At 36.9% G+C, this 15,997-nt stretch carries 17 protein-coding genes, 1 pseudogene and 1 riboswitch; of the genes and pseudogenes, 2 read left to right on the forward strand and 16 right to left on the reverse strand.

Annotated features, from left to right (window positions below):
• Positions 1-286: 286 nt before the first annotated feature.
• From O3633_RS08935 to efeO, 5 genes are read right to left on the reverse strand one after another with little or no spacing between them, the layout of a single operon-like run.
• Complete coding sequence (locus tag O3633_RS08935) at positions 287-454, reverse strand: twin-arginine translocase TatA/TatE family subunit (RefSeq protein ID WP_000512114.1); 168 nt, start codon at positions 452-454, stop codon at positions 287-289.
• Complete coding sequence (tatC, locus tag O3633_RS08940; RefSeq protein WP_371621055.1) at positions 438-1,169, reverse strand: twin-arginine translocase subunit TatC; 732 nt, start codon at positions 1,167-1,169, stop codon at positions 438-440. Before tatC ends, O3633_RS08935 begins: the two co-directional genes overlap by 17 nt.
• Entirely contained in the window at positions 1,169-2,857 is a 1,689-nt protein-coding gene (locus tag O3633_RS08945; RefSeq protein ID WP_371621056.1) for an FTR1 family iron permease, read from the reverse strand. The genes tatC and O3633_RS08945 overlap by 1 nt, the downstream gene beginning before the upstream one ends.
• Positions 2,832-4,046, reverse strand: a complete 1,215-nt coding sequence (gene efeB, locus O3633_RS08950; protein WP_371621057.1) for an iron uptake transporter deferrochelatase/peroxidase subunit — start codon at positions 4,044-4,046, stop codon at positions 2,832-2,834. The genes O3633_RS08945 and efeB overlap by 26 nt, the downstream gene beginning before the upstream one ends.
• A gap of 5 nt (positions 4,047-4,051) precedes the next feature.
• Positions 4,052-4,924 (reverse strand): iron uptake system protein EfeO, encoded by an 873-nt coding sequence (gene efeO / locus O3633_RS08955; protein ID WP_000732970.1) that lies wholly within the window; start codon positions 4,922-4,924, stop codon positions 4,052-4,054.
• A gap of 179 nt (positions 4,925-5,103) precedes the next feature.
• On the opposite strand from efeO, the gene O3633_RS08960 reads away from it, so the two are divergent.
• Positions 5,104-5,403, forward strand: coding sequence for a YbaB/EbfC family nucleoid-associated protein (locus O3633_RS08960; RefSeq protein WP_371621058.1), 300 nt, complete (start codon positions 5,104-5,106; stop codon positions 5,401-5,403).
• 46 nt (positions 5,404-5,449) lie between these two features.
• Here O3633_RS08960 and O3633_RS08965 read toward each other — a convergent pair whose 3' ends face one another.
• From O3633_RS08965 to O3633_RS09015, 11 genes and pseudogenes are all read right to left on the reverse strand, one after another.
• Positions 5,450-7,213 (reverse strand): glycerophosphodiester phosphodiesterase, encoded by a 1,764-nt coding sequence (locus tag O3633_RS08965; protein WP_371621059.1) that lies wholly within the window; start codon positions 7,211-7,213, stop codon positions 5,450-5,452.
• Positions 7,214-7,221: 8 nt separating this feature from the next.
• Entirely contained in the window at positions 7,222-7,812 is a 591-nt protein-coding gene (locus O3633_RS08970; RefSeq protein WP_049504978.1) for a 3'-5' exonuclease, read from the reverse strand.
• A gap of 70 nt (positions 7,813-7,882) precedes the next feature.
• A complete protein-coding gene (rocS, locus tag O3633_RS08975; protein ID WP_000021254.1) occupies positions 7,883-8,374 on the reverse strand; it encodes a chromosome segregation protein RocS in 492 nt (163 codons plus the stop codon).
• Between the two features lie 176 nt (positions 8,375-8,550).
• Entirely contained in the window at positions 8,551-9,429 is an 879-nt protein-coding gene (truB, locus tag O3633_RS08980) for a tRNA pseudouridine(55) synthase TruB (protein ID WP_371621060.1), read from the reverse strand.
• A gap of 3 nt (positions 9,430-9,432) precedes the next feature.
• On the reverse strand, positions 9,433-10,236 hold the full coding sequence (locus O3633_RS08985; protein WP_371621061.1) for an alpha/beta fold hydrolase: 804 nt from the start codon (positions 10,234-10,236) through the stop codon (positions 9,433-9,435).
• 3 nt (positions 10,237-10,239) lie between these two features.
• Positions 10,240-11,514 carry a DUF2130 domain-containing protein gene (locus O3633_RS08990; RefSeq protein ID WP_371621062.1) on the reverse strand — a complete coding sequence of 425 codons (1,275 nt, stop codon included), beginning with the start codon at positions 11,512-11,514 and terminating at the stop codon, positions 10,240-10,242.
• Positions 11,515-11,594: 80 nt separating this feature from the next.
• The gene (locus tag O3633_RS08995) at positions 11,595-12,392 is read right to left on the reverse strand and encodes a formate/nitrite transporter family protein (protein ID WP_371621063.1); all 798 of its coding nucleotides are present in this window, start codon (positions 12,390-12,392) and stop codon (positions 11,595-11,597) included.
• A 388-nt stretch (positions 12,393-12,780) separates the two neighbouring features.
• Positions 12,781-13,584, reverse strand: a pseudogene (locus O3633_RS09000) (formate/nitrite transporter family protein).
• A gap of 71 nt (positions 13,585-13,655) precedes the next feature.
• Positions 13,656-14,303 carry a hypothetical protein gene (locus tag O3633_RS09005; protein ID WP_371621064.1) on the reverse strand — a complete coding sequence of 216 codons (648 nt, stop codon included), beginning with the start codon at positions 14,301-14,303 and terminating at the stop codon, positions 13,656-13,658.
• A 66-nt stretch (positions 14,304-14,369) separates the two neighbouring features.
• On the reverse strand, positions 14,370-14,783 hold the full coding sequence (locus O3633_RS09010) for a hypothetical protein (protein ID WP_371621065.1): 414 nt from the start codon (positions 14,781-14,783) through the stop codon (positions 14,370-14,372).
• Positions 14,784-14,903: 120 nt separating this feature from the next.
• The gene (locus O3633_RS09015) at positions 14,904-15,413 is read right to left on the reverse strand and encodes a QueT transporter family protein (RefSeq protein ID WP_371621066.1); all 510 of its coding nucleotides are present in this window, start codon (positions 15,411-15,413) and stop codon (positions 14,904-14,906) included.
• Positions 15,411-15,508: riboswitch (PreQ1 riboswitch) on the reverse strand. Its footprint overlaps the gene before it by 3 nt.
• Positions 15,509-15,536: 28 nt before the next feature.
• On the opposite strand from O3633_RS09015, the gene O3633_RS09020 reads away from it, so the two are divergent.
• Positions 15,537-15,971 (forward strand): GtrA family protein, encoded by a 435-nt coding sequence (locus O3633_RS09020; protein ID WP_371621067.1) that lies wholly within the window; start codon positions 15,537-15,539, stop codon positions 15,969-15,971.
• Positions 15,972-15,997: the final 26 nt, after the last annotated feature.

Raw genomic sequence — 15,997 nt, forward strand, 5'->3', positions numbered from 1 at the left:
TCCTTTGGTTTGTTTTAAAAACTCATTGTTTACTATTATATCACAACCTAGCTCTTTCTCGAAATAAATACTAGATTTCTCTAGTCAGAAAGAGCGCTAGGCATGCCTTTAGGAAAAGGAACTTGAATGATAAAAAAATTCTCAACCATATTTTCAACAAATATAGAGTTCTTTAGAATAGTATAGAAAACTTAAAGAAACCTTAAACCAAATATAAAGAGTTGAGAATATTTGCCAGAGACAACTCCATTCTAACAATTCTCAACTCCATTCAATCATTATTCGTTTATTTTTCTTCTTGCTCGCCGATGCCCTTAACAGCTTTTTTAAATTCGGCAAGCATCTTTCCTACTGATTCGCCTAACTCTGGTAAGCGCTTTGGTCCAAAAATCAACAGTGCGCCAAGGACAATGACGATCAAGCCTGGTGCACCAATATCACGTAAGATTCCCATCTTTTTCTCCTTTCCTTTTTCTCTTAAAAATCCATTTACTCATAGCGATACTAACCTCATACAAAAGGATTAGGGGAACAGTCATCGCTAAATCACTAATAAAATCGGCCGGCGTCAATATAACAGCCAATACCAATAAAATGAAGTAGGCATGACGTCTATAAGCAACGAGTAGTCCAGGCCCAATTAAATCAATTGAGGTTAAAAAAGCAATGATAACTGGCAATTCAAATATAAATGCTAGTGGTACAGTAGTTTGAAAGACAAAAGCTAGATAATTTTGTGCTGTTAACTGCGTCTCAAATAAGTTTTCACCCAGTCCTAGCAAGACCTGAAGTAAAGCTGGTGTTACAAAATAAAATCCAAAGGCTAATCCTAAGATAAAACAAAGGAAAGTTGCAGGGATATAAGCAAAAATCGCCCCTGCTTCTTCAGTTTTAAGGGCTGGTCGAACGAAACTCCAGATTTGATAGACCGTAAAAGGTAAGGTAAGGCTAAAGGCCATCAAACTTGCTAAACGGACATAAATCCATAAAATATCGTTCGGTCCTAAGACGATTAACTTCTGATTAAAACCTTGTGTGATAAATTGATAAACCTGATCGGCAAATAATAGTGAAACACAGAATACTAGAAAGAAACAAACAACTACTGCTAGCAATCTCTTTCTAAATTCTACCAAATGTTCTATAATTGTCAATTCCTTTCGATTCATCATTTTTCACCCTGTCTAATAGTAACAAGAATCACCACAAGAATAAAGAGAGCCTGTCCTGCCAAACTTTCACAACTAGGGTAAATTCCCAATATATCAATAGTTGGTATTCCTGAGATCAGATGATTGGGGATCATATTTGTCAACTGCAAGGCATGAATGCTGACTCCCGTCATCTTAAAGGCTAAAGCATAAATCATCCAAGTCAGGATAAAGAAAACCTTATGAGGTAGAAAAAATTGACTGGCCTTGTTCATCACAAAAGCAATCACGATTAAGACTAAGAGGGCTAGAGAAATTCCTAAGACAAAGTCAAAACTAGAAATCCTTGGCAGAATCCCCACATAGAATAAAATCGTCTCAGCACCTTCTCGGAACACGGCTAGAAAACTCAGAGCAAACATGGAAAGGAAAGATCCTGTTTTCGTGACAGTTTGCATTTGTGATTCCATAAAAGTATTCCATTTTTTTACAGAGGATTTGCTATGGAGCCAAATACCGATTAAAATCATCATGATAACCGCAAAAATCCCGACTGCACCTTCGATGATTTCACGGTTAGTTCCTGAGGTGACTGCTGGAAAGGCAATCTGTAGGATATAGGCAATTAAAAGACTGGCCACTATACCAGCAAATGCACCACCATATACCCACTTGAGTCCCTTTCTCATCTTAGCAGCTTTCAAAGTTGTCACAAGCGCCATGACAATCAAGAGTGCTTCTACACCTTCTCGGAGCAAGATGAGCATGGCGTCAAATGCATTATAGGAAGCGCTAGTATCAATTTGTGATAGCTCTGTAATCAAGCTAGAAAGCTTTTCTTGATACTCACTATCCTTTCCCTTAACCATGATGACAGGACTTTCACTTTCAACCTTGGTATAAAGCGAAGGATTGGTTGTACTTACAGAACCCTCGATGGTGGGCCAAATAGTAATAAACTCCTTCATGCTTGCAGCTGCTTCACTATCTTGACCAGCTTGAAATTGGGTCAAAGCCTTCTTTAAAAGATCTATCCCATCCTTCAGTGTCAGGTTGGATGATGTTGTCGCAACTTCTGTACCTTCAACAAAGTTAGAAATGGCTTTTTTCAAATCATCAAACGATGCCTGAATAGTATCAAAGTTCGTTGGTTCAGTCTCAATGCTACTACGCAGAAATGAAATAGCTGTTTCCACTTGCTCATAATGAGCTGTACTATGGTCTCGAACCACTGCTTCATTGATGGTCCAGGTTGAATTCATTTTTTTATAGGCTTCTCTTACTGCTTCCAGATCTTGAGAAGCGATTACCATGTCTAAGGCTTCAAAACGAGGTTCTAAACGTGAAACAAGTTTCTCTTTTTCTGCATCAAGGTCGACTGGATTTTGCTCTTTCTCAAATGACAAAAGGGCTAAAGAAATCTGAGTTAGCTGGTCTTCAGTAACATCACCAGTTAAGGCTAACTTTTCTTGAACTTGACGTCCTGCTTCAGAATCAGAATTCTCGACTTTCTCGAAATCTTTGGTAATTTCATCGATTAGTTTTCTTGCCTGATCTTGTTTGCCTTCTTTAACAGCTTTAGTTGCATCAGTTATTTTCACAAAGTAGGGACTCAAATTTTCCTTGGCTCCTACCGGAAAAATCAACAGAAAGAAACAAGCAAATAGGAGGATGATACTTTTAGGATTCAAATAATTTCTGCCCAATATAACCTCCCTTCTCCACTCCACCAAAGCAAGCAAAAATACCACTACCTATATGGGTAACATATTCGTTCATTTTATCCGTAGCACCCAGATTGGTCTGAACTTTAACAAAGCTATCTGGGTCCTTTTGGAAGGAAATAAAGAGCAAACCAGTGTCAAACTGACCAGTCTTTTCATCAATTCCATCAGAATAAGAATAAGAGCGACGCAAGAGAGGCTTATCCACTTCTTTAGCTAAGCGTACATGAGAATCATCAGGAAGAAGGCTTAAATCAACCTCATCAAATTCGTTCTTCTTGCCAAAGGGAGCGCCACTTTCTTTATAACGACCAAAGGTATTTTCTTGTTCCTCGAGATTGGTTCGATCCCAAGTATCTAGGAACATCTGGATGCGCCGAACTGCCATGTAAGAACCATTTTCCATCCAATCCTTACTGTCAGCCCAAACAACCTGATCAAATTCTTTCTCAGTAGTGACATTAGCAGTTCCGTCTTTAAATCCAAAGAGATTCCGAGGTGTTTCCATACGATTGCCAATAGCTGCAAACCCTGATTGACTCCAACGGAGAGTAACGGCATTTCTACCCTTGCGGATAAGGTTACGAATAGCGTGAAAAGCAACCTGTTCATCATCAGCACAAGCTTGGATAACTATATCTCCACCCGTGTACTTTTCTCGTAACTGTTCCTTTGGAAATGGAGGTAAATCTCTAAAAAGTTTTGGACGTTTGTTCTCTAGTTTCATTTTTTCTAGGAAACTAGCCGAAACTCCAAAGGTCAGGGTCAAACGATGAGGATTAAGCCCAACTGTTTCTCCAGTATCACTTGGAGGTAAGAGGCTATTGTTACCATCTTTTTTAACCAATTCTCCCTCTACAAGTTTGGCACTATAATCCGTCCAATCTTTAAATAACTGGATGATTTTCTCTTTGTCAGTTGTATGCAAATCCAAGACAACAAAATAGATGTTTTTCTGCATGACAGTTGTAATGCCAGCTTGGTGTTTGCCATAGAAGGCTATTTTTTCATCCCCGTACGAGATTTTCTCTTGACCATCAAGCTTAGGTGCGAAAAAAGCAGACGCACCTGAAAGCCCAAGTGCGAGACCAGCCCCTCCGATACCTGCTTTTTTTAGAAATTCTCGACGGTCCATTTTTTGTTCAAAAAATTTTTCGCCTTTGTTTGTCATATTACTTATTCTCCACCAAGAAATTTACCCATTTGTGATAATGGTTCACCAAGTTTTGTGACTGCTTCAGACAATTCTTTGGTATCCTCTTTCGTTAAGTCTGTATAGAGCTTATAGTGTTCCTTGTCCGTCATGTGTTTGTCTAACAAACTATTGACAGATTTGAAATCTTCCTCTAACTCCTTAACCAAGGCTGCATCTGATTTTTCAAGTAAAGGTTTAAAGAGTTGGAAAATCTTTTCAGCACCTTGGATATTGGCACGGAAATCATACAAATCTGTATGAGAATAAATCTCCTCTTCACCAGTAATCTTACTTGTCGCTACTTCATTTAGAAGGTCAACAGCCCCAGTTAGCATAATCTTGTAATCAACATCTACAGTTGCAATCTTAGCCTTCAATTCCTTGATGTCATTTACCAGTTGGTCACCATAAGACTCAGTTCCTTTGGTTGTGTTTTCCTCCCAAAGAATGCGCTCGATACGATGGAAACCAGACCAACCTTCTTCAGTCTTATTTTCATCTAGGTAGTCTGCCAAACGAAAGTCAATCTTCACATCAGATTCACCGAAGCTCTCTGCAATCGGCTCTGAACGTTCATAAGACATACGGATTAAAGGGTATGCCTTTTTAGCTTCCTCTAACTTACCATCCTTCAAAAGTTGAACAAAACCTTCTGTATCCGTTAAAAGTTTATCAATCTGTTCTTCCACAAAGGTTTTGTAGTCACTAGTTGCCTTATCCAATAGTTTTTGGTTATCTTCTGACAATTTTGCGACCTGAGATGAATCACTTGTAGTTGACGATTGTTCAAAACGAACTGCACAAGCAGATAACAATAAAGCCGAAGATAAAAGGATAAAACCAAGTTTTTTCATATAACGCTCCTATTAAATCATGGGAATCCCATTTTTAATAAATTATATCATAGTTTTTCTAATTATTCAATGAATTGTCAGAAAATTTAATGTTTTATCGTAAAAATTAGAATAGACTTTTCTAATTAAAATTGTTAAAATAATAGGGAAAATAATAGAAAAGGAAGCTATATACCACCATGATGAATATGCAAAACATGATGCGTCAAGCTCAAAAACTTCAAAAACAAATGGAGCAAAGTCAAGCTGAACTTGCTGCTACAGAATTTGTTGGAACTTCAGCCCAAAACCTTGTAACTGCTACACTAACAGGAGACAAGAAAATTGTTAGGATTGACTTCAATCCAGCAGTTGTTGACTCAGAAGATATTGAAACTCTATCAGATATGACAGTTCAAGCAGTCAATGCTGCTCTTGAACAAATTGATGAAGCAACTAAAAAGAAACTAGGGGCTTTTGCTGGTAAATTACCATTCTAATAGCATTAAAAGAGGCTGATGTTCCATTCAGCCTCTTTTGTCTTATCTAGAAAGTAAATATTTCTGTTGCTTTCTTGAGAAGCAAGTCCGTATATTCAGGATCTTCCTGAGCGGTCTCAAGCTCTTCTTTAATTTTTTCCAAATCATCTGTTATCATACCATCAACTCCCAAACGTAGGGACTTATCAAAGGATTCCGAACCATTGATTGTCCATACATAGAGTTTTTGTTTGGTATTCCAAAGCTTGGTTACAAAATATTCATCTAAAGTAGAATATTCCATGGTATAACCTGTAGCATTTGTTCTTGGAAAAACGGAATTATAGGGCAGTATGAAATAGACTGGAATCTCTTTATCATACTGGGTAACTTTTTCAATAACATGATAATCCAAAGATTGCATCTGATGCCCATAGACTTTAATTTTTGCTCCATATTGATCTAGAAAATGATCCATCATCTGAGCACTATCTTTTCGACTCGTTTTTATTTCGATCAGCAATTTCTGATGAAGGTCATTGGCACGATTTATATAATCATCAAAGCTAGATATTTTAGTCTGATAACCATTTTCATAAATATCTAATTGCTTCAACTCATCTAAAGTTAAGTCTTGTGGTGTTACATTTAATCCAGCTAAACTTTTTAGATTAGCATCATGCATCATGACAAACTGACCATCCTTTGTTTCTTGCACATCCATCTCAACTAAATCTGGTTTTAACTGAGCTGTTTTTTCTAAGGATTCAACTGTATTTTGGACACCATTCCCATTAGAAACTCCTCTGTGAGAGATGACAAGTGGAGGATTGACTACGGGTGCTTCGAGATAAATATAGCCTTCAATCGCAAAGAAGATACTTGCGCACCCCATTACACCCCATCTCATGATATGGTCTTTTTTCCGTCTTGGCATAATATCCAACTCCTCACCAGTTAAAAAGGAGGTAAACTTAACCAAGAAGTAGGTTAAAGACATATAGTGGATATTTTTAATCAAAATATAGTTTGAAATAGCTAGAATCAATGATTCTCGGTGTGTGAGACTATCTGCTAAAGACTGGATCATCAATAGAGGAATTAAAGGTAAATAAAAGAAAAGATTCGTTTTGACAACAATGAGAAAGAGATGCCAAGCGTAAAACCAAAAATGATTTCTGGTTTTTTCTAAACTGTAAACCACTGCTTCCTTAACCGTCATCTTTTCAAAAAAGATTTTTGGCAAAATAAAAACCAACTTAACAGAAACGTAGAGGAAGAGGATTGATAAGATGATAATAGCAAGCCACCATATCCAATACTTGTCTTCCATGTAGGTCTGAATAAAATCAGGTATCACTATTTTATTAAAATAATAAATTTTAAAAATCTTCCTGATAAACGGAAAAATCATAGCAATATATACGAAGATAAACAAGGCCTTGGAAACAGTCAGAAGTTTCATGAAGGCTATACTTTCACGAAATACCTTGCGACTATACTCAATCAAGGTTCGTTTCTCGTGATAGAGAAGGTGTCGAGCTCCAATGAAGAGGAGACTAATTTGAAAATAGGCTACTAAAAGATTAATTGCTATTAAGATTAAAAAACCAAGGCTGACTAAAGGCGCATGTTTTAAAATTTCAAAAACATTGTTATAGGAAATAAATAAATAGCCCGTCTGACTTAGTAAAAAACCTGCTATCAATGAGTTCAGTGGCAACCAAATATAATCAACTAGCATGAAGATTAGAAAGAATAGAAAGAGGATTTTATCCAGATTTAAGTAAATCTTTTTAAAACCCAATTTTTTAGGTTTTTCAGGTTTCATAAAACCTCCTAATCAAAAAACTGTGACAAATCTAGTCCACCAAAAGGATTAGAGTTCAGGCTACTCTTGGAGTCCAGTAAAATTCTGCTTTCATCAGATTCTAGAAAAGCTTCATAAACACGCGCAGTCATACGTGCATCCTCTAAACTATTATGAGACTGCCCCTTGAATCCTAGAAATTCAGCAACAGTCTGTAACTTTAGATTTGCAATGCCGTGAAGATCCGAACTCCGTCGCTCAAAAGCTTCATCATAGAGATCGACTAGATATTGACGACTATAATCCAATCCATACTCTAGTAAGATTGGTAAATCACTCTTGGCTGCATTGTATCCAACAAGGGGTAATTCACCAACAAAGTCTTGAAAATTCTTAAGAACTTCCTCCACCATCGGTGCATCTTTCAAGGTTTCAGACGTGATACCCGTTAAGCCGTTTATAAAACTTTTCAATGGTACATCGGTATGAACATATGAGTCAAATGCTCCTACTTCTTCACCATCTTTAAAACGGACTGCAGAAACCTGAATCAAGTGAGTTTTATCCTGGTGTTTATTAAATTCCAAATCAAATGAAATGTAATCTCTTAATTTTTCCATCTTATCCATTCCTTACTGTATGTGTAAAAAGAAACTACTTGGTTATACCTAGAAACCAAGCAGTTTTTTCTTATCCTCCAAATAAGCGAGCAAAGAAGCCTTTCTTCGTTGCTTGTACTTCTTGCTTAGCCTGATCCAACTCCAACTGAAGGTTTTCTTGGTCCTTCATGGCTTGTAGGGTTAACTGTTGTTGTTGATCCAATTGCTTATCTTTTTCTGCGATTTGACGGTCTTTGACACGCATCTGTTCATCTTTTTCAGCTAACTGTTTGTCTTTAGCCTTTAACTGCTCATAAAGACGGATGATTTCAGCGTTCTTTTCATCAACAAGAATCTCCATTAACTCCCGTTGCTTCACATCATCACTAACTGGTTCATCTTCAAAAATAGTTTTTTTGTAGATTTCTTCAAGCTTAATCAAGCCACTGCGAGTTACCACAGTAACTCCTTTATCATTTTTAGTCGTATCTTCTTCAGGTAATTCCTTGACACGGTTATTGATTGCTTGGCGGGACAAGCCCAAGACCTCAGCAATCTCACTAACAGTCATCTCAATACTCATAATATCCTCTGAAAGTTTTCTAGCTTTTCTTTATTTAAATATTATCATAAGCAAGCAAAACTGTCAAATATCACCGTGTTTTCAACCCTTTTTCAAAACAACCTCTCTTCTAAACTAAATTGTCTTTCAGCTTTTTTAAACTAAACATCAGTTTGCAATTTTACCACCAGCTCTAATCAATTGAAAACCTTTCTCGGTTTATAGAGATGATCCCGTTTCTCTAAAATGGCTAATAATTTATCACCTTCAAAGCCAGCCAATTCCTTCTCAGTTTGTTCCAATTCAATAAAGCGACCAAAACGCACTTCTTCTGCCTGTTCTGGAGTCAAATAAACCTTAACCAAGTCACCTGTCCCAATCTCTAAGGGATGAAGAAAGTCTAACTCACCAGCTTGAACCTTTTCCTCAATTTCACTCAAGGTCAAAGCATCATCTAACTGTAACCCAGCTGCACTTGTTCGTGTTAAATAGGACATATGAGCTGCATAGCTAAGTTTTTCTCCCAAGTCAACTGACAAGGTCCGGATATAAGTCCCTTTGCTACATTTTACACGGAAGGTAAATCGAGCCAGATTATTTTCATAGAAAATGGAACTTGTTCGTTCGAAACTATAAATCGTCACCTGACGTTCTGGACGCTCGACTTCCTGACCAGCACGCGCATATTCATAAAGTTTGCGCCCATTGACCTTGACAGCGGAATACATTGGGGGAATCTGAATAATAGGTCCAGTCAGACTTGCAATCGCTTGATCAACAAGCTTTTCATCTAAGGGAGACAATACTGGTGTCTCAGCAACCACCTCACCACTAGAATCCTCGGTTGTTGTAGAATATCCCAGAGTAATTTCACCCTCGTAAATCTTACCTTCGTCCTGCATAAACTCAACCATGCGAGTCGCCTTCCCTACAGCAATGGGTAAAACACCCACCACATCAGGATCCAAGGTCCCACCGTGACCAATCTTCTTGGTTCCCAAAATCTTTCGCAGTTTAAAAACTGCATCATGCGAGGTCATCCCCGCTTCTTTTTTTAAGTTGATAATACCGTTCATTTATTAACTTTCTAAAAATACTAAAACTCTCCTTTGGAAATCATTATTCTGTTCATAGAGCGCATGCCCACACCCTGGCAAAATAATCAGTTGACTCCCTTTAATATGCTGTTGCAATCCAAGCGAACCATCTACGCCAAGAACATCATCTTTTTCTGCTCCAATGATTAACGTAGGGCAGTTGATTTTTTCCAAAAAAGCTAGACTATCATGTTTCAAACAAGATAAAGCCTGAATATCAATACGTTGTTTATCTTTAATATGACCAAAGATTCCCATTATTCGATAAAGGTATTTAAATTTTCCAAAGGATTTAGTCGTGTAAGAGTGACGAGCAATATCAATCATCAGATCTTTATAAATACCTGACTGACTCAGGTTTAGCCAGCAACTAATTCTCTCCCTACCTAGATTATTTAGTTTTGCAGTTGTTACAGCCAAAACTAGCTTTTCAACCTTTTCTGGGAAGTTTGCAGCTAGCCATTGAGCAATCATTCCACCTTGTGAAATCCCCATGACATAGGCGGCATCTAGGTTTAGTGTCTCCATTGCTTCCGCTACATCGACTGCCATATCCCGTGTCGTATAACCCTGCCTCAACTCATTGATTCTAGAAAAAACATAGATTTTATAGCGCTTGGCAAGTAGACGGTATGTGATTGAAAAAGGCATAGCCATACCTTTAACCGTCTGTAGTCCATCACCCAATCCTGGTATGATAACGAGAGACTTCTTTCCTTTACCAAAGGTCACATAATCCATCGTTTTTCCATTTATAGACAAGGTTTTGCTCTTTGCTGAGTACAAAAACTATTCCTCCCTCAACGCTTCAAACTTTGCCTTCATGGTTGGATTTTTTCGGGTCAATTTTTTGACAGAAACATCATCCAATTTGTTGTTAGCGAGGCGGAGTTGATTTTCTGATGTAGTCAAGAATTTCTTGACTTCTTCCATCCGCTTAATAGCCTTATCAATTTCATCGATGGCCTTGCCGAAGTTGACCGAAGCTGAATTGTAGTTCTTAGCAAAGGCTACCTTGAAAGCTTCCAAGTCTTCCTCGAAGTGCGTAATGTCAATATTTTGCTCGCGAACCAAAGCCAATTCCTGCTTGTATTTGAGAGAATTCAGTGCAGCATTGCGCAAGAGACCAATCAACTGAATAAAGAATTGAGGACGAATGACATACATCTTCTCATACTCGTGGCTGACATCGACAATCCCAATATTGAAGTAATCATCGTCAGCCTCAAGCATAGTTACCAAAACAGCATACTCACAGTTCTTCTCATGACGATCCTTGTCCAATTCCTTGTAAAAATCCGCATTCTTATGCTTCTTATCTGTCCCGTCTGCTTCATTTTTCATCTCAAACATGATGGAAATGAATTCTAGTCCATTTTCATCAAAATCACGGAAGATAAAATCGCCCTTAGAACCACGTGCTGAAACCTTGTTGTCCTTTTCAAAGTAGGCATTTGGAAAGGCAAAGCTACGAACCTTGTTGAACTCACTTTCTGCATAGTGTTCCAAACTTTCACCGATAGCCTTGGTTGATTGTTGTGCCTTGAAATTCTTGTAGAATTCAACCTGCTCACTGGCTGCCTTTAGCTGGGCTTCGTAGTTTTGTTTAACAGAAGCTAGAGACAACTCATTTTCTTTTTCTTGTAAGAGGAGCTGATTTTTAACCTGATCCCGTTCTTTCTCTAGATCAGATAAAGTCTTTTGCAGTTGGTTCTCATGCTCTAAGCGCAAGGTAGCTAGCTGATTTTCAAGTACCTGAACTTCTTTTTCTTTCTCTAGCAGACTTTGACTCGCACTTTGCTCTACTTCTTTCTTAGCCAATTCTTTTTCGGTGTCAAAGTTGTTAATTTGACTTTGAAGTTGGGCAATTTTTTGGTCTTTTTGCGCTAGTTTTGTCTGCTGTTCATTCATGGCTTTTTGCTCAGCCAAGGCCAACTCTTGCTTCATACGTTCATGCAATTCCTTGTCAAACTCTGCAGTTCGAACTTGAGAAATCAACTCTGCATATTGACTTTCATTTACTGTAAAAACTTCCCCACAATTTGGACATTTAATTTCGTTCATGATTTTCCTCTGTATTTAACATTACTACATTCATTATAGCATGGATAAACAAAAAGAAAAAGTTGGAATCAATCCAACTTTTAATCTACGTATGTATCTTCGTTCTTGTTTAAGAAAGCGTAAGGCAATCCAATCAGAAGACCACCACCGATGAAGTTACCAATAAAGGTTACACCCCAGTGACGAAGAATATTTCCAATACCGAAGTTTGCAATAGAATCAGCAGCAACACTGAACTTAACAATAGCAAATGAAGCAAAGTTTGCAGCGATGTGTTCGTTTGTTAAGAATACAAACATGTAAATGGCTGAAAGAACCAACCAAAGTTTAGCCCCACCATCTTTCACTAAAACGAAAGAAAGAATGGCGATGTTTACAAAGACATTAGCCAAAATTGCCTCAAGCAAAACGAGTTCATTTGAACGGCCCAATTTCATTTCCACAACTCCAGAAATAAAGCTATCGTGTGTTAGATTAGCGAAAGCAGCTGAATGAGCGAATCCCCAACCACCGATAAGCGCTCCGATTAAGTTAAAGAAAGTACAATATAGAAGAATTTCAGCTGTTTTTCTCCAGCTAATTTTTTTCAAAAAGCTACCAGCTGTCAAGAACATCATGTTTGATGTAACTAACTCAGCATTCAAGAACACGATATAAGCCAATCCCCAAGCGAAAACAAATGGGAAAAGGAAGCGTCCACTACCTGGTGCAATCTTATTAATCAAATCAGCACCCACAGCTCCTGCTGCTGTACTGAAGGTAAAGAAAGCACCTGCAAACATTGAACGGATAGCATACTTGAATTTACTTTGACTGTAAAGACTTTCCTTTTTCTTACAAGCAAATTCAATTTTTGAGATAAATTCTGAAGAAACCATATAAACTCCTAAAACTTTTATTTGTGAATATTATAACATAAAATCGAAATTATGGGAAGGCTTTCTTCTTCTATTTACAATATTTTTATCACTTTTAGCAATCGTTTCCATTTGCTTTTTATCAGTATCTTTAATGTTTTCGACCCTTTATTTTTAAACCCTCTATTCTATATATTTAATATATGTTTTTGTTTTAATCAATATTGAATTTACAAAAAAGTCTCTTTAGTTTTCAGCTAAAATCCATGCACTAATAATATGTTTGAATTTATAGACAGAGAAAATAACGTTTTTATCAAAAGGTTCTTTGGCCAAAAAAATCGAGGTCTGGATTTTTAGTCCCGACCTCCTCTATTATTGATTTTCATTATATTTTCAAAAGCTTGTACTAATCAACATAAGTCTCTTCATTTTTATTAAGATAAGCGTATGGTAAGCCTATCAAGAATCCTCCACCTATTAAGTTAGCAACAAAGGTGACACCCCAATGCCGGAGAATATTTGCGATTTCGAAATGCTGAACTTCATTAGAAACAATGCTAAATTTAACAATACTAAATGAGGCAAAATTTGCAGCAATGTGCTCATTTGATAAAAATACAAACATAGAAATTGCTGACAAGATAATCCAGAGTTGGGCATTGCTATCCTTAACCAAAATGGAAGATAGAATGGCAATATTTACGAACATATTTGCCAAAATCCCTTCCAACAAGACCAACTCACTAGGTCGTGCCAACTTCTTAGCTACAATCTTTGGAAGATAACTGTCGTGTGTCAGGTGTGAAAAAGCCGATGAATTAGGAAAGCACCAACCTGCTAACAGAGCACCAACTAAGTTGAAAAAGGCACAATAAAGTAAAATGATAAAGGCTTTTTTCCAATCAATCTTCTTCAAAAATGTTCCAGTTGTCAAGCACATCATATTTGAGGTAACCAACTCGGCATTCAAGAAAACGATATAGGCAAGTCCCCAAGCAAATACAAAGGGAAATAGGAAATAACCAGCACTTGGAACAATGCTATTGAGTAGATCAGCACCTATGGCCCCAGCAGCTGTACTAAAGGTTAAGAAAGCACCTGCAAACATCGAGCGAATGGCATATTAAAACTTACTTTGGTCAAATAAACTTTCTTTCTTATGGCAATAATAATAATAATCAATTTTTGAAATAAATTCTGAAGAACTCATATAAACCCCTTAAAATATAATTGTTAATATTATGACATAAAATATTTTAAGTGGAAATAAATTTTTGTCCTTTACATTTGATTGTTTTTAGTGCTAGCAAAAGCTTCAATTTCTTCTGCAGTCAACCCTACCAGCTCTGAAACCCACAAGCCGACAATATCTGACAAAACAGAATCGCAGACATATTCATTCTCACCATGACCATATTTACAAGTAAATAGTGGAGTTCTTATCGCTGATTGATAAAAATTGAAGGCTAACTCTTGCAGTTTCTCTGGCTGAAATTCGAGTCCCAACTCTTGTGCAAGTCCAGCTCTCACTTTATCCCACTCTTCACCTTTTGACTGGTAGTTTTCTCGTGCTTTATTGAGAAATCCTTGACAGAATTTTACCAACAAATCCTTGTTTTGATAGAGTAAACGACAAGAAAAATCAGTGATAGAACCAGCATGGAGTAAGAAGGTAAGCAAGTCATCAAGGCTTTCTGCTACCCGACCAACTTGCCCTTCACTCCCTATAAAGCCGATACTCTCATCCTCAAGAATTACATATTCTCCCCCACTACCGTCTTTAGTAAAGGCTATGGGCGATAGAGAATAAACTTCATTGTTCTGAGAAAATTCAACCTCTTCCAACTGGTCATAAAAGAGAATATCGCATTCTTTCATCAATAAGTTTCTCAGTTGATTATCTTCTCTTATTACTTGTAGTTGAAGCATATTAGCTACTCTCCTGGCTTTGACAATTGTCACAAGTGACAACAATTCAATTTTAGCAATCGACTCTTAATAATAATAGATTTTAATATGGCACTTCTTGGCCACATTGGCAAGATTTTTCAATAACTCCTCGTTTCTTTTGCTTTTTCCAAAATGAAAAGTAAAAGATTTTCCATCTTTCCTTGTAAAATACAAATGATACCTGTCCCCATTCATTCTCCACCCTCGAACGTAATCAATATCAATTTGTCTAATTTCAGCTAAAGGAACAATTCTTTTTCTAAAAAGAATAGGAGTGTGAATGTATAATCTTCCCTTTGCAATATGAAAAGGATCCAACATACTCCCACCACTTTTCAAGGATGTCTTAACTCTTTGGAAAAAAAGATAGAAATAAAATAGTGCTAAAAAAATTAACAAAAATCTAATGACCTGATTTTTCCAAAGGACTTCAAAAACTGAAATACGATAACTATACATATTAAAATAATCCCTTTTTTCTTTATTATACCACTTTTGTTGAGAGTCTGGGTCTATAGAAAAATAAGAAAAAGACTGAACAGAGTTCAGACCTTTTCATAAATACTTGATGTGATTTCATTATCTAGTCAAATCAAGACGTTTACCGATTTTTCCAATAAGAATAGCACCAACAATGAGTGAAGCAAATTCTCCGATAGCAGTTGTAAACCAAGTTAAGAAGAATGGTGCTTCTGCTACGATATTCAATTCAGCAGCAATGGTGATCATTGAAATCGAAAAAAGAATTGAAAAGACGAAATGATCTTTACGAATCAATCCATTAAAAAGATAGTCTTTGCTGTATTTGCTAAACAACCATACGCCTAAACTTAGGAAGACAAGCGTAGAGCCTCCACCAACTGCGACATCGATGATTCCAAAACTGAAGAAATTTGCAATCATACATCCAAGAGTAACACCGATAATGTACTTAGGATTGTAAAAGGCAAGGAAATTCATCATTTCAGAAATACGGAACTGATAAGCACCGTAACTGATAGCATTAAGGGGTGGTGTGATTGTCAAAACCACATAAATTGCTGCGACAATGGCAATATCTGCCATATCACGGATAGTTAGTTTTTTCATGTTTTCTCCTTTAGTGACAATATCACATATAATATGCTTGGTGAAAGAAGCTAAGCACCAAGGGTTGAGCAAGTCAACCTTCCAAGTATAGCACATTTATGTCCTTTATGCTATACTATTTTTATGAAAACATCCATAAAAAAATTCTTCGATAATGAAATCCTCTCCTACCTATTTTTCGGAGTTGCAACTACTCTTGTTTCGATCATTGTTCGTATCACGATTTTTTATTTTTTCCAACAAGAATTATGGGCGACTGCTCTGGGAAATATAGCTGGAATTTTGTTTGCTTTTTTCACCAATGATACCATTGTTTTTAAGCAAAAACGAAAACATTGGTTCAAGCGTCTGATAAAGTTTACGACTGCAAGATTCATAACCTTCCTCTTAGACCTGCTTCTGACCTTTATTTTTGTGACGAGTTGCCCCCATATTATCGGTCAGTTTGTAGGTGATAATCTCAATACTATCAATACAATTGAGACTATTTTTGCACAAGTTACGATCATAGTCCTCAATTACATCTTCAGTAAAATTTTTGTTTTTAAAAAACAATAAGCATATTTCTTGCGTTCAACAGATGA

Origin of the sequence: Streptococcus sp. 27098_8_22 (genome assembly GCF_041432415.1) — a bacterium.
Lineage (GTDB): Bacteria > Bacillota > Bacilli > Lactobacillales > Streptococcaceae > Streptococcus > Streptococcus pseudopneumoniae_M.

What these genes read in the sequence shown, in the direction of transcription:
- O3633_RS08935 (WP_000512114.1), bottom strand. Translation starts at nt 454, where the DNA reads ATGGGAATCTTACGTGATATTGGTGCACCAGGCTTGATCGTCATTGTC.
- tatC (WP_371621055.1), bottom strand. Translation starts at nt 1,169, where the DNA reads ATGAATCGAAAGGAATTGACAATTATAGAACATTTGGTAGAATTTAGA.
- efeB (WP_371621057.1), bottom strand. Translation starts at nt 4,046, where the DNA reads ATGACAAACAAAGGCGAAAAATTTTTTGAACAAAAAATGGACCGTCGA.
- efeO (WP_000732970.1), bottom strand. Translation starts at nt 4,924, where the DNA reads ATGAAAAAACTTGGTTTTATCCTTTTATCTTCGGCTTTATTGTTATCT.
- O3633_RS08960 (WP_371621058.1), top strand. Translation starts at nt 5,104, where the DNA reads ATGATGAATATGCAAAACATGATGCGTCAAGCTCAAAAACTTCAAAAA.
- O3633_RS08965 (WP_371621059.1), bottom strand. Translation starts at nt 7,213, where the DNA reads ATGAAACCTGAAAAACCTAAAAAATTGGGTTTTAAAAAGATTTACTTA.
- O3633_RS08970 (WP_049504978.1), bottom strand. Translation starts at nt 7,812, where the DNA reads ATGGAAAAATTAAGAGATTACATTTCATTTGATTTGGAATTTAATAAA.
- rocS (WP_000021254.1), bottom strand. Translation starts at nt 8,374, where the DNA reads ATGAGTATTGAGATGACTGTTAGTGAGATTGCTGAGGTCTTGGGCTTG.
- truB (WP_371621060.1), bottom strand. Translation starts at nt 9,429, where the DNA reads ATGAACGGTATTATCAACTTAAAAAAAGAAGCGGGGATGACCTCGCAT.
- O3633_RS08990 (WP_371621062.1), bottom strand. Translation starts at nt 11,514, where the DNA reads ATGAACGAAATTAAATGTCCAAATTGTGGGGAAGTTTTTACAGTAAAT.
- O3633_RS08995 (WP_371621063.1), bottom strand. Translation starts at nt 12,392, where the DNA reads ATGGTTTCTTCAGAATTTATCTCAAAAATTGAATTTGCTTGTAAGAAA.
- O3633_RS09005 (WP_371621064.1), bottom strand. Translation starts at nt 14,303, where the DNA reads ATGCTTCAACTACAAGTAATAAGAGAAGATAATCAACTGAGAAACTTA.
- O3633_RS09010 (WP_371621065.1), bottom strand. Translation starts at nt 14,783, where the DNA reads ATGTATAGTTATCGTATTTCAGTTTTTGAAGTCCTTTGGAAAAATCAG.
- O3633_RS09015 (WP_371621066.1), bottom strand. Translation starts at nt 15,413, where the DNA reads ATGAAAAAACTAACTATCCGTGATATGGCAGATATTGCCATTGTCGCA.
- O3633_RS09020 (WP_371621067.1), top strand. Translation starts at nt 15,537, where the DNA reads ATGAAAACATCCATAAAAAAATTCTTCGATAATGAAATCCTCTCCTAC.